At 51.5% G+C, this 17,588-nt stretch carries 15 protein-coding genes; 7 read left to right on the top strand and 8 right to left on the bottom strand.

Features of this window, described 5'->3' with window-relative positions; all coding sequences use genetic code 11:
* The first annotated feature begins 247 nt into the window (after positions 1-247).
* Positions 248-1,168 (top strand): kdo(2)-lipid IV(A) palmitoleoyltransferase, encoded by a 921-nt coding sequence (gene lpxP / locus C7B16_RS08375; RefSeq protein ID WP_000484419.1) that lies wholly within the window; start codon positions 248-250, stop codon positions 1,166-1,168.
* Between the two features lie 355 nt (positions 1,169-1,523).
* Positions 1,524-1,595, top strand: a complete 72-nt coding sequence (gene ypdK, locus C7B16_RS08380) for a membrane protein YpdK (protein ID WP_010723117.1) — start codon at positions 1,524-1,526, stop codon at positions 1,593-1,595.
* Between the two features lie 63 nt (positions 1,596-1,658).
* Here the strand turns inward: ypdK and alaC are convergent, their stop codons facing one another.
* Positions 1,659-2,897, bottom strand: coding sequence for an alanine transaminase (alaC, locus tag C7B16_RS08385; RefSeq protein WP_085449113.1), 1,239 nt, complete (start codon positions 2,895-2,897; stop codon positions 1,659-1,661).
* A 376-nt stretch (positions 2,898-3,273) separates the two neighbouring features.
* On the opposite strand from alaC, the gene ypdA reads away from it, so the two are divergent.
* The 3 genes from ypdA to C7B16_RS08405 are packed head-to-tail and all read left to right on the top strand — an operon-like array spanning position 3,274 to position 6,591.
* The gene (ypdA, locus tag C7B16_RS08395) at positions 3,274-4,971 is read left to right on the top strand and encodes a two-component system sensor histidine kinase YpdA (protein WP_000544386.1); all 1,698 of its coding nucleotides are present in this window, start codon (positions 3,274-3,276) and stop codon (positions 4,969-4,971) included.
* Between the two features lie 14 nt (positions 4,972-4,985).
* Complete coding sequence (gene ypdB, locus C7B16_RS08400) at positions 4,986-5,720, top strand: two-component system response regulator YpdB (RefSeq protein ID WP_001516812.1); 735 nt, start codon at positions 4,986-4,988, stop codon at positions 5,718-5,720.
* 13 nt (positions 5,721-5,733) lie between these two features.
* On the top strand, positions 5,734-6,591 hold the full coding sequence (locus C7B16_RS08405; protein ID WP_000648321.1) for an AraC family transcriptional regulator: 858 nt from the start codon (positions 5,734-5,736) through the stop codon (positions 6,589-6,591).
* 2 nt (positions 6,592-6,593) lie between these two features.
* Here C7B16_RS08405 and ptsP read toward each other — a convergent pair whose 3' ends face one another.
* The 6 genes from ptsP to glk all read right to left on the bottom strand — a co-directional run bounded on the left by ptsP (position 6,594) and on the right by glk (position 14,029).
* Positions 6,594-9,089 (bottom strand): phosphoenolpyruvate--protein phosphotransferase, encoded by a 2,496-nt coding sequence (gene ptsP / locus C7B16_RS08410; protein ID WP_107179570.1) that lies wholly within the window; start codon positions 9,087-9,089, stop codon positions 6,594-6,596.
* Between the two features lie 24 nt (positions 9,090-9,113).
* A complete protein-coding gene (gene ypdE / locus C7B16_RS08415) occupies positions 9,114-10,151 on the bottom strand; it encodes an aminopeptidase (protein ID WP_107179571.1) in 1,038 nt (345 codons plus the stop codon).
* Entirely contained in the window at positions 10,151-11,236 is a 1,086-nt protein-coding gene (gene ypdF, locus C7B16_RS08420; RefSeq protein ID WP_107179572.1) for an aminopeptidase, read from the bottom strand. Before ypdF ends, ypdE begins: the two co-directional genes overlap by 1 nt.
* A 14-nt stretch (positions 11,237-11,250) precedes the next feature.
* On the bottom strand, positions 11,251-12,498 hold the full coding sequence (locus C7B16_RS08425; protein ID WP_001516817.1) for a PTS fructose transporter subunit IIC: 1,248 nt from the start codon (positions 12,496-12,498) through the stop codon (positions 11,251-11,253).
* Between the two features lie 20 nt (positions 12,499-12,518).
* Positions 12,519-12,845: a PTS fructose transporter subunit IIB gene (locus tag C7B16_RS08430; protein WP_000038452.1), complete on the bottom strand. Its 327-nt coding sequence runs from the start codon at positions 12,843-12,845 to the stop codon at positions 12,519-12,521.
* 218 nt (positions 12,846-13,063) lie between these two features.
* Positions 13,064-14,029, bottom strand: a complete 966-nt coding sequence (gene glk / locus C7B16_RS08435) for a glucokinase (RefSeq protein ID WP_000170363.1) — start codon at positions 14,027-14,029, stop codon at positions 13,064-13,066.
* A 203-nt stretch (positions 14,030-14,232) separates the two neighbouring features.
* Between glk and C7B16_RS08440 the strand changes: the two genes are divergently transcribed.
* Together C7B16_RS08440 and ypeC are read left to right on the top strand one after the other, a co-directional pair.
* On the top strand, positions 14,233-15,564 hold the full coding sequence (locus C7B16_RS08440) for an ion channel protein (RefSeq protein WP_107179573.1): 1,332 nt from the start codon (positions 14,233-14,235) through the stop codon (positions 15,562-15,564).
* A 38-nt stretch (positions 15,565-15,602) separates the two neighbouring features.
* Entirely contained in the window at positions 15,603-15,929 is a 327-nt protein-coding gene (gene ypeC, locus C7B16_RS08445) for a DUF2502 domain-containing protein YpeC (protein WP_000490087.1), read from the top strand.
* Positions 15,930-16,071: 142 nt separating this feature from the next.
* On the opposite strand, the gene C7B16_RS08450 is transcribed toward ypeC, so the two are convergent.
* On the bottom strand, positions 16,072-17,310 hold the full coding sequence (locus C7B16_RS08450) for an Nramp family divalent metal transporter (RefSeq protein WP_000186376.1): 1,239 nt from the start codon (positions 17,308-17,310) through the stop codon (positions 16,072-16,074).
* Positions 17,311-17,588: the final 278 nt, after the last annotated feature.

The following is a 17,588-nucleotide window of genomic DNA, read 5'->3' on the forward strand; positions in this document are numbered from 1 at the left end:
TGTTACAAACGGTTCTTTGTCAGGTGGAAAAATATTTATTCAGCATGATTAATAAAAAGTGGCTGAAAACGATCTGCCAGTGTTACAGTAGAAGTACCGCATTCATGCTCCTCGTGGTTTTGTCCTGGCTAGTCTTTACACTCTTTACAGGAACCATTGTCGTACATGATGGCCTAATATATTGAGTGTACCGCTGTCGACATGGAATCTTCTGCGATACAACAATTAGTATCTACAGAAGGTAACTATGTTTCCACAACGCAAATTTTCCCGCGAGTTTCTCCATCCTCGCTACTGGCTCACGTGGTTTGGTCTTGGCGTACTCTGGCTTTGGGTACAACTTCCTTATCCTGTTCTGTGCTTTCTTGGCACACGTATCGGCACGATGGCCAGACCATTTCTGAAACGTCGCGAATCCATCGCGCGTAAAAACCTTGAACTTTGTTTCCCGCAGCATTCTTCTGAAGAACGCGAGAAGATCATTGCCGAAAACTTTCGCTCGCTTGGTATGGCGCTGGTTGAAACCGGAATGGCGTGGTTCTGGCCCGATCGTCGCGTGCGTAAGTGGTTTGATGTCGAAGGCCTGGATAACCTGCAACGCGCACAAATGCAAAATCGTGGCGTAATGGTCGTCGGCGTACATTTTATGTCGCTGGAACTGGGTGGCCGCGTAATGGGACTTTGCCAGCCAATGATGGCAACTTATCGTCCGCATAATAACCAGTTGATGGAATGGGTGCAGACTCGTGGTCGCATGCGCTCTAACAAAGCGATGATCGGCAGAAATAATCTGCGCGGTATTGTCGGCGCTTTGAAAAAAGGTGAAGCCGTATGGTTTGCCCCCGACCAGGATTATGGTCGTAAGGGTAGCTCCTTCGCCCCGTTCTTTGCGGTAGAAAATGTCGCAACAACCAATGGCACCTACGTATTGTCTCGCCTTTCAGGTTCCGCCATGTTGACTGTGACAATGGTTCGAAAAGCCGATTACAGCGGATACCGTTTGTATATCACCCCAGAAATGGAAGGTTACCCGACTGATGAATGTCAGGCTGCCGCTTATATGAACAAGGTTATTGAGAAAGAGATTATGCGTGCACCGGAGCAATATCTCTGGATCCACCGCCGCTTCAAAACACGTCCGGTGGGTGAAGCGTCGTTATACGTTTAACAAACGACCCGTTCTCTTTCCCTCTTCAAATTAGCCACAATAACTCAATGGTTTTTATGGCTTTTTTCTTAAGGCTTTTCCCTTCGCTAAATCGTGAATTATTACTGGCAGAAATTAAACTGTCGTCGATATGAGACACTCGTAAGTTACTAAAAGTAAATAAGAAAATGCCACTTGTTTCAATTTAGTTTTAGGCGTACATTAGCGCCGTCTCGAGCAAATCAGCTCAGAATTCTGGGATGATGCCCACGGCAAAGCTGAGGACTTTTAAGGTCGTTTTGCCCGGTGTCAACTCACTGTACCAGATGTAGTGAAGTCATTCAGGCGTAACAGTAATTACGCGGAGAGATGTAAAGTGAAATATTTCTTTATGGGCATTTCTTTTATGGTCATCGTTTGGGCCGGTACTTTTGCCCTGATGATCTAAAAGCAAACTGTGCAATGAAAAACAGGAGCCGTCTGGCTCCTGTTTGCTTTTCTGAGAATACATTTATTCGCCGTTTTCGTGAATATGTTTACTGCTGGCTGGCAGTAAGCCATCAGCGCGGAACATTGCTTTGATACCTCTGACAGCCTGACGAATGCGGTCACGGTTTTCAATTAACGCAAAGCGTACATGGGTGTCACCGTAGTCACCAAAACCGATACCCGGCGAGACGCAAACCTTCGCTTCATTGAGCAGCTTTTTGGCAAATTCCAGAGAGCCCATCGCTGCATATGGTTCCGGGATTTTTGCCCAAACATACATTGAGGCTTTCGGTATTTCGACCATCCAGCCCGCTTCATGCAGCCCTTTTACCAGCACATCGCGACGGCGCTTATACTGTTCGGCAATGTCGCACACACACTGCTGATCGCCTTCCAGCGCCGCAATAGCCGCCACCTGCAACGGTGTAAAGGTGCCGTAATCGTGATAGCTTTTGATGCGTGCCAACGCGCTGACCAGCGTTTTGTTGCCAACCATAAAGCCGATACGCCAGCCTGCCATGTTGTAACTTTTCGACAGCGTAAAGAACTCGACCGCTACGTCGCGTGCGCCCGGAACCTGCATAATTGACGGCGCTTTCCAGCCATCGTAGACGATATCGGCATAAGCCAGGTCATGAACCACCAGCACATCGTAGCGTTTCGCCAGCGCAACAACCTTTTCGAAGAACTCCAGTTCCACGCATTGCGCGGTTGGGTTCGACGGGAAGCCGAGGATCATCATCTTCGGTTTCGGATAACTCTCGCGAATAGCACGTTCCAGTTCATTGAAAAAATCAACACCCTCCACCAGCGGTACTGAACGTACCTGCGCCCCGGCAATCACCGCACCATAGATATGAATCGGGTAGCTGGGATTAGGCACCAGCACCGTGTCACCGTGATCCAGCGTCGCCAGCATCAGGTGCGCCAGCCCCTCTTTCGAGCCAATGGTGACGATGGCTTCTGATTCCGGGTCGATTTCAACGTCGTAACGATCCTGATACCAGCGGGAAATGGCGCGACGTAACCGTGGAATGCCGCGTGAAGTGGAGTAACCGTGCGTATCCGGGCGCTGTGCTACAGTGCATAACTTTTCAACAATATGCGGCGGAGTTGCGCCGTCAGGGTTACCCATACTGAAATCGATAATATCTTCGCCGCGCCGACGCGCAGCCATTTTCAGTTCAGCGGTAATGTTAAAAACGTAAGGCGGGAGACGATCAATACGCGTAAAGCGACGTTCAGGGCGAGTGTCAGCCATAATTTCCTCAGATTAACGTGAGCGCCCGGACCGTCCGAGCGACGCTACCACGATAGGTGGCTGTTTTGAAAATAGCCTGAATAAAATCTGTCTGTCGAGCGTTTTAGCAAAAAAATTTTTGCTGCCATAAAAGAGGAACATCAGTAATAAAACAGGAAATTCTCATCTTTTCCCAAGAAAACACCACCACATTAATTAACATTATAATTTCAATAAATTTACCAACCTGATGTGCATTATCAAGATATGTATTGCCAATGCACCATTTACCTGACAATCCCCTTTTAAATTTGTGGTTTTTCCTCAAAAATGGTCTGCTGGTCATCAGCCCTCAGGTTACCTATCATAGAGGTTTAATCCTTATCCAGAGTTACCCGTGCACGAAATATTCAACATGCTGCTGGCGGTCTTCGATCGGGCAGCGTTAATGCTTATCTGCCTGTTCTTCCTTATTCGTATCCGCCTGTTTCGCGAGTTGTTACACAAGTCGGCGCACTCACCAAAAGAGTTGCTTGCCGTTACCGCCATTTTCTCGTTGTTCGCCCTGTTCAGCACCTGGTCCGGCGTGCCGGTGGAAGGCTCGCTGGTTAACGTGCGTATTATTGCGGTAATGTCAGGCGGGATTTTATTTGGCCCGTGGGTGGGCATCATTACCGGCGTAATAGCCGGGATTCACCGCTATCTTATTGATATTGGAGGCGTGACGGCGATCCCCTGCTTTATCACCAGTATTCTGGCGGGCTGTATTTCTGGCTGGATTAACCTGAAAATCCCCAAAGCGCAGCGTTGGCGCGTCGGTATTCTGGGCGGTATGCTCTGCGAAACACTAACCATGATTCTGGTGATTGTCTGGGCACCAACCACCGAGCTGGGGCTGGATATCGTCTCCAAAATCGGGATTCCGATGATCCTCGGCAGTGTCTGTATCGGCTTTATTGTACTGCTGGTGCAAAGCGTTGAAGGCGAAAAAGAGGCCAGCGCTGCGCGGCAGGCCAAGCTGGCGCTGGATATTGCCAATAAAACCCTGCCGCTGTTTCGTCACGTGAATAGCGAATCGTTACGTAAAGTCTGTGAAATTATCCGTGACGACATTCACGCCGACGCGGTGGCAATTACCAATACCGAGCATGTGCTGGCCTATGTCGGTGTGGGCGAGCATAACTACCAGAATGGCGATGACTTCATTAGCCCAACGACGCGTCAGGCGATGAATTATGGGAAAATCATCATTAAAAACAATGATGAAGCCCACCGCACACCGGAAATCCACTCGATGCTGGTGATCCCATTGTGGGAGAAAGGCGTTGTGACCGGAACGCTGAAAATTTACTACTGCCACGCGCACCAGATTACGTCCTCATTACAGGAGATGGCGGTAGGACTGTCGCAAATTATCTCCACCCAACTGGAGGTTTCCCGTGCCGAGCAGTTACGTGAAATGGCAAATAAGGCAGAGCTTCGCGCCCTGCAAAGTAAAATTAATCCCCATTTCCTGTTTAACGCACTGAACGCAATCTCCTCATCGATTCGTCTGAATCCAGATACCGCTCGCCAGTTGATCTTTAATCTGTCGCGTTATCTACGCTATAACATTGAATTAAAAGACGATGAGCAAATCGATATTAAAAAAGAGCTATATCAAATCAAAGACTATATCGCCATTGAGCAGGCCCGCTTTGGTGACAAGCTGACGGTTATCTATGATATTGATGAAGAGGTGAATTGCTGTATTCCCAGCCTGCTGATTCAGCCGTTGGTGGAGAACGCCATTGTCCACGGCATTCAACCCTGTAAAGGAAAAGGTGTTGTAACTATTAGCGTCGCAGAGTGCGGTAATCGGGTCCGCATTGCGGTCAGAGATACCGGGCATGGCATCGATCCACAAGTGATTGAACGAGTCGAAGCGAACGAAATGCCAGGTAATAAAATAGGCCTGTTGAATGTGCATCATCGCGTGAAGTTATTGTATGGCGAGGGGCTGCATATCCGCCGTCTGGAACCCGGAACGGAAATTGCGTTTTACATTCCTAACCAACGCACCCCTGTCGCCTCACAGGCTACGTTATTGCTTTGAGCCGGAGTGATATTGTGAAAGTCATCATTGTTGAAGACGAATTCCTGGCGCAACAGGAACTGAGCTGGCTAATTAAAGAGCATAGCCAGATGGAGATTGTCGGCACCTTTGACGACGGTCTGGACGTGTTGAAGTTTTTGCAACATAACCGCGTCGACGCCATTTTTCTGGATATCAATATTCCGTCGCTGGATGGCGTGCTGCTGGCGCAAAACATCAGCCAGTTCGCCCATAAACCGTTTATTGTGTTTATCACCGCGTGGAAAGAACATGCGGTAGAAGCGTTTGAACTGGAGGCGTTTGACTACATTCTCAAACCGTATCAGGAATCACGCATCACCGGGATGCTACAAAAACTGGAAGCGGCCTGGCAGCAACAGCAAACCAGCAGTACGCCTGCGGTAACAGTAACGCGGGAGAATGACACCATTAATCTGGTGAAAGATGAGCGAATTATCGTCACGCCAATTAATGATATCTATTACGCCGAAGCGCACGAAAAAATGACCTTTGTCTATACGCGGCGTGAATCCTACGTGATGCCGATGAACATCACCGAGTTTTGCAGCAAATTGCCGCCGTCGCATTTTTTCCGCTGCCATCGCTCATTTTGTGTCAATCTGAACAAAATCCGCGAAATCGAACCGTGGTTTAATAACACCTACATTCTGCGACTGAAAGATCTGGATTTTGAAGTGCCTGTCAGCCGCAGCAAAGTTAAAGAATTCAGACAATTAATGCATCTATAAATCGGGGATATCCATGAAAGCAACAGGCTTGCCCGCCGATCAACAATTTTTCGCAGATCTGTTCAGCGGCCTGGTGCTTAACCCACAGCGACTGGGGCGCGTCTGGTTTGCCAGCCAGCCCGCCTCGTTGCCGGTGGGCAGTTTATGTATTGATTTCCCCCGGCTGGATATTGTGCTGCGCGGCGAATACGGCAATCAACTGGCAGCAAAACAGCAACGCATGGTGGAAGGGGAAATACTGTTTATTCCGGCGCGCGCGGCTAATTTACCGGTCAACAACAAACCTGTTATGTTGTTAAGCCTGGTGTTTGCACCAACATGGCTGGGGTTGTCGTTTTACGATAGCCGCACCACCACACTGTTACATCCGGTTCGCCAGCTCCAGCTTCCCAGCCTGCAACGCGGTGAAGGTGAAGCAATACTCACCGCCCTCACCCATCTCAGCCGTTCGCCGCTGGAGCAGAATATCATTCAACCGTTGGTACTCAGTTTGCTGCATCTTTGCCGCAACGTGGTAAATATGCCGCCGGGTCATTCGCAGCCGCGCGGCGATTTTCTCTATCACAGCATTTGTAACTGGGTTCAGGATAATTATGCCCAGCCGCTCACCCGCGAGAATGTGGCGCAGTTTTTTAATATCACGCCAAATCACCTGTCAAAACTGTTTGCACTGCATGGGACGATGCGATTTATCGAGTATGTGCGTTGGGTGCGGATGGCGAAGGCGAGGATGATTTTGCAGAAATACCACCTGTCAATTCATGAAGTAGCACAACGCTGCGGCTTTCCGGATAGCGACTATTTTTGTCGCGTCTTCCGGCGTCAGTTTGGTCTGACGCCAGGAGAGTACAGCGCCCGTTTTCAGGGCTAAATTTAAAAAGTTAGCTCTGTTTCGAGCAGTGTCAGAATACTTTGAGCATCTTTGGCGGCAAACAGCGATTGGCGGAAGTTTTTATTCACCAGTTTGCGCGCCAGTTGCGAAAAGACTTTCACATGGTTCATTCCTTCGCTAGCGCCCAGCGTCAACATGATCACCAGTTCGACATCGCCCATCTCTGACTGCCAGTCGACAGGTTTCACCAGGCGGGCAATACTGATACTGGAATGGCGGATCCACTGAGATTTGGTGTGCGGGATCGCCACGCCAAAACCAACGCCAGTGGTGACAATCTCCTCACGCTGCCAGACATCTTCTTCCAGCTCGAACGGATGCTCAGTACGCCCGTTAACGCCAAGGTTGCCGCACAGGAACTGAATAGCCTGCTCTTTATTGCTAAAAGTCTGATCAACGAAGATATTCTCCAGCGCCAGCAGCGGACGAACGTCTTCTTGCGGTGTAAACGCAGTGAGTAACGCTTCAATTTCCTGCGCGCTGCGGCACTCGCACGCCTGACGCGCCAGTTCCTGACACGCCTCGCTATCCAGTTGCCGAAGCTGGTTTTTCACCGCCGGAATGCGTGGGCTACTCACACTTAACTCATCCAGACCCAGCCCAAGCAGTAGCGGCAGATAGCGGCTTTCGCCACCCAGCTCCCCGCAAATTCCCACCCATTTGCCCCGCTGATGCGCAGTGGTAATGATCTGCCGCAACATGCGCAGGAATGATGGCGTAATCGGGTTATACAGCGGCGATACGCGCGGATTATTACGATCGACCGCATACAAATACTGGGTCATATCGTTGGAGCCGATACTGAAGAAATCGACCTCATCACAGAAGTGGTCGATGATGTAACACACCGACGGCACTTCCACCATGATCCCAAGCGGGATCGATTCTGCATGGCGCAGGCCATCGCGTTTAAGCTCAACGATTGCCTTCTGGATCTCACTCTTTACCCATAAGATCTGATCGAGGCTGTGCACCATTGGGATCATCAACTGAGCGTTGCCAAAACTGGCAGCACGCAAAATAGCCCGCAGTTGAGTGCGGAACAGACCAGCAAATTCCGGGTAAATACGTACCGCACGATAGCCGAGGAACGGGTTCTCTTCCTGGGGAATGTTGAGATAAGGAATGCTTTTATCGCCGCCGATGTCCATCGTACGGAAGATAATCGGCTTTTCGCCCGCTGCCAGTAACACCTGCTGGTAGGCTTCAAACTGTTCCTGCTCGTCCGGCGCACTATCGCGATCCATATACAGCATTTCGGTACGGAACAGCCCGACGCCTTCCGCGCCGTTAGCAAACGCGCCAGGTGCTTCCAGAGCAGTGCCAATATTCGCAGCAATATCAATACGCTTGTGATCGCGGGAGTACGCCTGTTGCGCAGCGGCAAGTGCTTGTTGCTGCTGACGTTTATCCGCCAGCGTCTGTGCCACCTGGTAATAACCACTCACCGCGTCATCAGGATTAATCGCCAGCACGCCGCACTGGGCATCAAGCACCGCCGGTTGTCCGGCATAGCGTGCTATCGCATCCAGCGGCAGGCCGCTAAGAACGGGGATCATCGAAGCACGTGCCAGAATCAGGGTATGCGAGGTGCGCCCGGTTTTCTCCAGAATCATGCCCGCGAGATTTTTTAGATCAAGGCTCAAAAACTGGCTTGGCGTTAAATCCTCAGCAACCAGAATGGTCGGTTTTTCAAGCACCAGATTATTGCGTGGCTTCAGCTCCGGCCAGGTGATATGCAACAACTGTTCGCTGATATCGCGGATATCGCTGACCCGCTCACGCAGGTAATCGCTGGCAGAGGCAGAAAGTTTGTCGCAAACCTGTTCCATATTACTGATGATCGCCGCGCCCAGCCCCTGATGCTGTTCAGCCATCAGCCGACGGATATTGCCTGAAAACTCGTCATCCTGAATCAGTGACAAATGGGCGCTGAGAATAGTTTTGCTTTCGCCGTCACGCTCACGCAGTTGCTGGTTCAGTTGCTCGGCAAGCGTTGCCAAGCTGTGTTCCAGTCGGGTGGAATCTTGTGCACAGGCGGGGATCGCGCGATAACTGTCGAGATTATCGCTCTGTAATAAGGTCAGTGTACCAACGCCGATACCGCTCGCCAGCACATTTCCATACAACAAATCTGGATTCAGGCGGCTTAATGAACGCGGTAACGGATGTGCCATCAGCTCTGCCTGCGTCGGCTGGACGCTGTCGCTGTCGATAAAGCGCACCTGGATATATTCTTCCAGCACGCGCCGCGCCTGCTCTTCATCGCTGCCGCTAATGTTCAGGCTGCAACTGTCATTAAATAAGGTTCCGGTGCCAATCAGTGCCAGCGAGCTTTTTGCATCGGCCTTCGCATTCTGGCGATGGTTGATGAAGGTCACTGCACTTTGCCACTGGCTGCACTGTTCTTTAAGTTCCCACGCCGGGCGAGCATGAAGACCGTTAGGCAAAGGGCAAAGAAATTGAATCGTTAACATAACCGCTCCGGGTTAATCAGGAGATCATCTGAAATCCGTCAGTTGAACAACGGTCTCACGCGTAATACGTTGAATAAGTGCAGATAAAAGTTGCTGCATTTGCAAAATGTCGCGGCAATCGGCAATCGACGCGGCACAATGGCCGTGGCGGGTGGCAGGGCCCATCACCACTGTGGGTATGCCTGTGCCGGTTAAGTGAATCGCTCCACCGTCCGTGCCGCCGTTGCTGAGCATATCCGCCTGCAACGGCACACCAATTTCTGCCGCCACGCTTTCAATCCACGCGATGAATTTTGGCGGCACAATCAGCGATTTATCACTTAACACCAGCATCGGGCCGTTACCAATCTGGCGATGGTTAGCCGCGCCATAATCAAAGTTTTTCGCCCAGCAGGCGGTATCCAGCACAATGGCGACGTCCGGCGACACTGCGCGGGTGGCGGTTTGCCCGCCGCGTAAGCCAACCTCTTCGCTGGAACTGGCCACCAGCCAGACTTCCACAGGGAGTTCGGCGTCGTGCAGCTCGCGCAGTAAAGTCACCAGCAGGTAGCAACCGAGGCGGTCATCAAAGGCTTTGCCCATTACCCGCTGGTGAGGGAGAACCTGAAAAGTGGTATCGAAGGTGACGCGATCGCCCGGACGAACTCCCGCCTGCATGACTTCGTCATAAGAACGTGCGCCAATGTCCACGCGCATTGCGCTAATGTCATTTCCCTGCCTTTCGCCATCGAGCAGGCCTGGAATTTTGCATTCTTCACGGGTGGTGATCCGCACCGGCTGAAGCTGGCGGGCGGCCATGCGCACATTACCAACCGGCAGCACGTCGATAGCACCCTCACAGGAGATGCTGCGTACCATAAATCCCACTTCGTCCATATGCGCGCAGATCATCACCTTCGGACCTGTCGATTCATTGAGGCGGATCAGCACCGATCCCAGACCATCAAAACGGACCTTTTTTTGCAGGCGATCCGCTTCCTCCAGCAGGATCTGCCGCACTTCCTGTTCCGAGGAGGCGATCGCATCTGCCTCGCTCAACGCTTTTAATAGCGATAAATCCATTATGCATCTCCCGTGAGCAACACTGTTTTCGGCATGGCGTACAGCACTTCTGCGCCTTGCGGGGTAACCAGCACGACATCTTCGATGCGCACGCCCCCTTGCCCTGGCAAATAAATCCCCGGCTCCACGGTCAGTAACATACCTGGCAGGAGCATCGTGCTGTCCCGCGGTGAAAAGCGCGGATCTTCATGCACTTCAATACCGATGGCGTGACCGGTGTTATGACCGAAATACTCGCCATAACCAGCCTCGGTAATCACCCGACGCGCGGCGTCGTCAACCTGCTGACAACGCACACCGGGGCGAATCGCAGAGATTGCCGCCAGTTGCGCCTGCAGGACAATCTGATACACGTTAAACAGCGGGTGAGATTCGGCGCTCACCCCTTCGCCATTCACCAGAAAGGTGCGCGTCATATCAGAACAGTAGCCCTGATACAGCGCACCGAAATCGAGAGTGACAAACTCGCCCGCGGCAACAATCTTGTCGCTGGCCTTGCCGTGCGGTAGCGCCCCACGCCAGCCACTGGCGACAATGGTGTCAAAAGAGGCTTTTTCCGCGCCCTGCTGGCGCATAAACCACTCCAGTTCAGCGGCTATCTCACGCTCGCTCATCCCCGCCTGTATAAACCGGCGGATATGTTGCGCACCGCGATCGGCAATCCCACAGGCGAGGCGGATTTTCTCTACCTCCTCCGGCATTTTGATTTGCCGCAGTACGTCCGGCGTGGCGCTGACCAACGTTGCATTGAGTTCAGTCTGCCAGCGATGTGCGCTTTCCCAACTCACCTGCTGGCCTTCAAAACCAAGCGTTTGCAGTTGCTCATCGGCAATGAGCTGATTGACGATGGTTGCAAGCGTCTGCGCCGCATCGAGTAAATGTAGCTGGTAGCCTTGCGCACGGGCTTCCACATCCGCGTAATAGCGTGAGTCCACCAGAATGTGCGCGCTCTCACGGCTAATCACCACATAGCCTGATCCGGTGGAGAGTCCCAGATGTGGCTGCTTGTTCTGCCGTGAAGAGAGAAGCACCGCATCAAGCTGTTGTTCCGCAAGCCAGTCGCGCAGCGAAGCGAGTAATGTCATCAGGATTGTCCTTCTTACAGGCTATCGATTAACAATTTGCCTTTGCGGAACATCATCAGACGCAGGAACACCACCATCAGCGCAGTGATGATTGCCCCCAACGCGATCCCCGCCATATAGACGCCGAGGTTAGTAACCAGCGGCCATGCCCAGATAGCAGATTCCGGGAACCACTGCACTGCACCCAGCCAGACAGCGGCGGTGGAACCAACAATCGCACCTACCATATAGGACGGAATGGCGGTGATGGGACTTTCCAGCGCGAACGGAATAGCACCTTCACTGATACCCATAAACGCAAGGAACATGGCGGTTTTGCCCTGTGGATAAAGCTGGGCGTTGAACAGGCGTTTGCCGGTTAAACGACGGTCGATAATGGTCGCCAGGCCCAGACCAATCGGCGGAATAACAATAGCGATAGAACGCGCGGTGACGGGTAGTACGTGGTCTGTCGTAAAGCTGAAGGCAACGAAACCTGCCGCTTTGTTGATTGGCCCCCCCAGGTCAATTGCCGTTGCTGCGGCAATTCCCATTGCGTACATCAGCGCGCCTTTTTCACCTGCTGCCGTCAACATGGCGCGAATGCCACCGTTGATCCAGCCACCAAACGGCGTGATCACGTAATACATCGCCAGCATGACAAAAATGGCGGAAAGAATTGGTAATAAAAAAGTGGTTTTGAACGCTAACAGGAAATCCGGCATCTGGATTTTCTGGTTCATCCATTTCACGAGGTAACCCGCGACAATAGAAATAATCAGCGCGCCAATGAAGGTGGACGGCACGGGCGAAGAGGTCGCCCACTGCATGGTGCTGGGGTCAAAATTCAGCAGTTGCGTGGGCTGGGTAGACATCAACCCGCCGATAAACCCTGCAGGGAACGCCAGTTTGCCACCAATGGAGTTAGCCACAAAGGCGGCGAACATCGGAATGGCAAAGCCAAATAGCACACCGCCAAACGACTGCGACAGCCAGGCAAATTTCAGTAACGAGAGGTCGAAACCGGTAAATTTCCCACTATTGAGCGCATCCATAATGCCAATGTCAGCGGGAATTTTCAGCCAGCTATAAGCAATCAACTGGCTGAAAGCGAGGATCACACCGCCCATAATTAAGGTCGGCACCATGCGTGAAATCCCTGACATCACGTGCTGCGGGAGTTCACCCCAGAAGCTGCTTTTAGAGGCCTGCGGATTCTTAACTGCCGCTGCCGCACCGGATGCGCCAGGCACAACGGTTGCACTGCGTTTTTTAATGGCCATAACAATATCCCTGTAAAAAATTACGCCTGTTCAGCGGCAATCATCTCTTCGATTTCTTTGATGATGCCCGCAGCGTTTTTAATTGCGTCCTGCAAAGTGATTTCATAAACATCGCGTGACTCAAAACGTTCGTTATCTTCCGGGGTAACCGCTACGGAGTGGATGATGATGGTCGCCTCTGCGATATCTTGCGCCGTAAGACGGTTCTGGATGCCATCTGCGCCCTGGGTTTCAATTTTCACTTCATAGCCTGCTTCTACCGCCGCTTCTTCCAGCGCCTGGGCAGCCATAAAGGTGTGCGCCAGCCCCATCGGGCAAGCACACAGGGCAATCAGTTTCTTACTCATCGTTATTTCCTCGCTTGGTTATAGTTAGCGAGTGAAATTATGAACGTGCAAAACAAATCGCTGTTACCAGACAAATAATGCTTTTACTGGATAATTAATCCCGTTATACGGAAGTGTGACGCAGGTCGGCCTTGTGATGAAACACAAAGAAAAATCTAATTAACTCTATGATTTAAATGACTATCGGGAGAGATTCCTCCCGATATGACAGGAAGGTTTTACAGGATGTGGCCTAAGGTCTGGCGTAGATGTGCGCCCGAACCGAGAAGTCCCGGATTGTCATGGACGATGAGATAAACCGGAATATCATGGACATATTCTTTAAAGCGGCCTTTGTCTTCAAAAGCGGCGCGGAAACCAGAAGCTTTGAAGAACTCGAGGAAACGCGGCACGATACCGCCTGCAATATACACACCGCCAAATGTCCCGAGATTGAGCGCCAGATTGCCGCCAAAACGTCCCATTATGACGCAAAACAGCGACAATGCCCGACGACAATCGGTGCAACTGTCGGCCAGTGCACGTTCGGTAATATCTTTCGGCTTGAGATTTTCCGGCAGGCGGTTATCGGCTTTCACAATCGCACGATACAGATTCACCAGCCCAGGGCCAGAAAGCACGCGCTCCGCCGAGACATGGCCAATTTCCGCACGCAGTATTTCGAGGATAATGGCCTCTTCTTCGCTATTTGGCGCAAAATCAACGTGACCGCCCTCACCCGGCAGGCTGATCCAGCGTTTATCTACATGGACCAGATGCGCAACCCCAAGCCCTGTTCCGGCACCGTACACCGCGATTGGTTTACCTTCTACTGGTTCTGCTCCGCCAAACTGGATCAGGTGCTCTTTTTTCAGCATCGGGATCGCCATCGAAACCGCCGTAAAATCATTGATAATTTCCAGATGGCTAAAACCGAGGCTCTTTTTCATTTCAGCAATCGAAAATGCCCAGGTGTGGTTGGTCATTGCCACCCAGTCACCGGTGATTGGGCAAGCGATGGCAATACAGCCGTCTTTCACCTCAACCTTATGTTCTTCGAGATAAACGCGAATGACCGCTTCCAGGCTGGGATAATCAAGCCCTGAATAGGTTTTAGCCTGCGAGATTTCGCCACTGGCAATATCACACAGGGCAAGACGTGCGTTGGTGCCGCCCACATCACCGACTAATGCATACTTTGTCATTCTTCTACTGCTCCGCTAAAGTCAAAAGAATTCTTTCTCACACTGTAAATACCTGGGGGCATAACAACAACGCCGGAAAGGCTGGCTCCCTGTAAATATCGATCTGGGTCACACAATTACTTTATCGTTTCAGCACCAATTGCAGCGATGCCTTTATGCAAGCTGGGCAAACTAAGTATCTGATCCCGCATAAGGAATAGAACATGCTCCATCCGCGAGCCAGAACCATGTTGTTATTATCGCTTCCCGCAGTGGCAATTGGGATTGCGTCCAGTCTTATTCTGATTGTAGTGATGAAAATCGCCTCGGTATTACAGAGTTTGCTCTGGCAACGACTACCGGAAAGTCTGGGGTTAGCTCAGGACTCACCGCTGTGGATCATCGGAATATTAACGCTGACAGGGATCGCGGTAGGACTGGTTATCCGTTTCAGCCAGGGTCATGCCGGGCCAGATCCGGCCAGTGAACCACTGATCGGCGCACCGGTTCCCCCCTCTGCGCTACCGGGACTGATCCTGGCATTAATTCTCGGTCTTGCTGGTGGCGTCAGCCTCGGGCCGGAACATCCGATCATGACCGTTAATATCGCTCTCGCAGTGGCGATTGGCACTCGTCTGTTACCACGAGTTCACCGGATGGAGTGGACTATTTTAGCCTCAGCCGGAACTATCGGCGCGCTGTTTGGTACACCTGTTGCGGCAGCGTTGATATTTTCGCAAACCTTAAATGGCAGTAATGAAGTCCCGCTATGGGATCGGCTCTTTGCACCGTTAATGGCGGCGGCGACTGGTGCTCTGACCACAAGTCTATTTTTTCATCCTCATTTTTCGCTACCCATTGCGCATTACGAACAGATGCAGATGACCGACATCATCAGCGGTGCCATTGTGGCGACGATTGCCATCGCTGCGGGGATGGTTGCTGTGTGGTGTCTGCCACGGTTGCACGCGATGATGCATCAGATTAAAAACCCAGTACTCATGCTGGGAGTTGGCGGTTTTATGCTGGGTATTCTGGGCGTCATCGGCGGACCTGTCTCACTGTTTAAAGGACTGGATGAGATGCAGCAAATGGTGATGAATCAGGCTTTGAGCGCCAGCGATTACTTTTTGCTGGCGCTCATTAAACTTGCCGCCCTGGTTATTGCCGCCGCCAGCGGATTTCGTGGTGGGCGAATCTTCCCGGCCGTGTTTGTTGGCGTAGCGTTAGGGTTGATGCTGCATGAACATGTTCCCGCAGTCCCGGCGGCGATTACCGTTTCCTGCGCTATTCTCGGCATAGTACTGGTGGTGACGCGCGATGGCTGGTTAAGTCTGTTTATGGCGGCGGTCGTTGTACCTGATACCACTTTGCTACCGCTGCTTTGTATCGTCATGCTTCCGGCGTGGCTATTGCTGGCAGGTAAACCAATGATGATTGTGAATCGCCCGAAGCAACAGCCCCCCACGATAAGCTTTAACAAAAAATGCTCTCCCTCACGATTTAAGAGTTATGGCGATGAAACGGGGCTTTACCTCCCCGTAATATTGCGTTAACAGGCCGCTGACGGCTTCGATCGTGAAGGAGAATAACAATGTTCAGGTCACTGTTTCTGGCGGCCGCCCTGATGGTATTTACCCCACTTGCGGCAAACGCAGGTGAAATTACCCTACTGCCATCGATAAAATTACAAATTGGCGATCGCGATCATTACGGTAATTATTGGGACGGTGGTCACTGGCGCGACCGTGATTACTGGCACCGTAATTACGAATGGCGTAAAAACCGCTGGTGGCGTCACGATAATGGCTACCACCGTGGCTGGGATAAGCGTAAAGCGTATGAACGAGGCTACCGCGAAGGCTGGCGCGACCGTGATGATCATCGCGGAAAAGGTCGTGGACATGGGCACCGTCATTAAACACATTCGCCAATGGAGTACGATGCCTGATGCGACGCTGGAGCGTCTTATCAGGCCTACAAACCCGCGCCATTAAACACGTAGGGCGGATAAGGTGTTTACGCCGCATCCGCCAGTGGCACCACATGCGACGCCAGTTGAACTACAACCCTAGTGCCGTTCCCACCAGCAGCCAGATATTCAACGCGACCACCAGTACTACAATCACCCAACCGGTTTGTTTAACCCATTTGCTGTTAACCAGATCGCCCATCAACTTACTGTCACTGGTGAAAATCAACAGTGGCACCAGCGCCAGGGCAATACCAAAACTTAGCAGCACCTGACTCATGACCAGAATCCGCGTCGGATCCAGCCCCATCAGAATAACAATAAAAGATGGCAACATGGTCACGGTACGGCGCACCCACAGCGGAATATGGAAGCGAATGAATCCCTGCATCACTACCTGCCCCGCCAATGTTCCCACCACCGTTGACGAAAGCCCCGCCGCCACCAGACTTAAACCAAAGACCGTCGCGGCAGCATTGCTTAACAGCGGTTGCAGCGTCAGGTAGGCTTCGTCAAGATCAGCGACCCCCGTATGACCGGAAAAATGGAACGCGGCGGCAGCCGTTGCCATCATCGCCAGATTAACAAAACCGGCAATAGTCATGGCAATAGCCACATCCCATTTGGTGGCGGAATAACGTTGTTGACGCGAACCACCATGTAAATGCTGAGTGAGCGAAGAGTGCAAATAAATCACGTGCGGCATAATCGTCGCCCCTAACACGCCAGCCGCCAGGAAGACCGCCTCCGAGGTTGGTAAACTCGGAATCACCATCCCTTTACTCAACTGCGCCAGGTTAGGCTGAGAGAAAATCAGCTCGACAATGTAAGCCGCGGCGACAAACAGCAGTAGCCCGCCAATCACTTTCTCCAGCGGTTTTTGCCCGCGACGTTGCAGCATTAAAATCAGGAAAGTCGCGATACCCGTCAGCACCGCCCCCTGCAACAACGAAACACCAAGAATCAGTTTGAAACCGATCGCTGCGCCAATAAATTCCGCCAGGTCGGTCGCCATCGCAATAATTTCCGCCTGAACCCAATAGAACCACACTACGGGGCGCGGGTAGTGATCGCGGATTTGCTCTGCCAGATTTTTACCGGTGGCTATCCCCAGTTTGGCTGAAAGAATCTGAATCAGCATCGCCATCAGGTTCGCCCAGACAACAACCCATAGCAGTTGATAGCCGAAGCTGGCTCCCGCCTGAATATTGGTCGCAAAGTTACCGGGATCGATATAACCAATCGCTGCAATGAACGCAGGTCCCATTAATGCGAGCCTCATCTTGCGCGCCGCCCGTCCACTGCTACTCTCAACGCGATAGTTTGTCATCTTGTTGTGCCTCTAAAACATAGCCTTTGCTATGTTTCATGCTATGCTAAACGAGAATGATTATCAAATTCATTTAATTGGATTAGGGTGATTTCTCTGATAGGCCAGGATTATGACTACGAAAAGATTGATGAGTTAAATGTTATAATTATGTTTAATGTTAGCACATTTACATAACTTTCAGCTTCCATACACAACATAGCAGAAATGTATAACAGCTCACTATTTTTGAAGCTTGTCACAGGACATCATTATAGTGTGTGTCAGATCTCGTTTTC

It is taken from the genome of Escherichia sp. 20412-1 (assembly GCF_003027595.1).
Lineage (GTDB): Bacteria > Pseudomonadota > Gammaproteobacteria > Enterobacterales > Enterobacteriaceae > Escherichia > Escherichia marmotae.

Excerpts from the sequence above, each read along its gene's own strand:
- lpxP (WP_000484419.1), top strand. The coding sequence starts at position 248 with ATGTTTCCACAACGCAAATTTTCCCGCGAGTTTCTCCATCCTCGCTAC.
- alaC (WP_085449113.1), bottom strand. The coding sequence starts at position 2,897 with ATGGCTGACACTCGCCCTGAACGTCGCTTTACGCGTATTGATCGTCTC.
- C7B16_RS08405 (WP_000648321.1), top strand. The coding sequence starts at position 5,734 with ATGAAAGCAACAGGCTTGCCCGCCGATCAACAATTTTTCGCAGATCTG.
- ptsP (WP_107179570.1), bottom strand. The coding sequence starts at position 9,089 with ATGTTAACGATTCAATTTCTTTGCCCTTTGCCTAACGGTCTTCATGCT.
- ypdE (WP_107179571.1), bottom strand. The coding sequence starts at position 10,151 with ATGGATTTATCGCTATTAAAAGCGTTGAGCGAGGCAGATGCGATCGCC.
- ypdF (WP_107179572.1), bottom strand. The coding sequence starts at position 11,236 with ATGACATTACTCGCTTCGCTGCGCGACTGGCTTGCGGAACAACAGCTT.
- C7B16_RS08425 (WP_001516817.1), bottom strand. The coding sequence starts at position 12,498 with ATGGCCATTAAAAAACGCAGTGCAACCGTTGTGCCTGGCGCATCCGGT.
- C7B16_RS08430 (WP_000038452.1), bottom strand. The coding sequence starts at position 12,845 with ATGAGTAAGAAACTGATTGCCCTGTGTGCTTGCCCGATGGGGCTGGCG.
- glk (WP_000170363.1), bottom strand. The coding sequence starts at position 14,029 with ATGACAAAGTATGCATTAGTCGGTGATGTGGGCGGCACCAACGCACGT.
- C7B16_RS08440 (WP_107179573.1), top strand. The coding sequence starts at position 14,233 with ATGCTCCATCCGCGAGCCAGAACCATGTTGTTATTATCGCTTCCCGCA.
- ypeC (WP_000490087.1), top strand. The coding sequence starts at position 15,603 with ATGTTCAGGTCACTGTTTCTGGCGGCCGCCCTGATGGTATTTACCCCA.
- C7B16_RS08450 (WP_000186376.1), bottom strand. The coding sequence starts at position 17,310 with ATGACAAACTATCGCGTTGAGAGTAGCAGTGGACGGGCGGCGCGCAAG.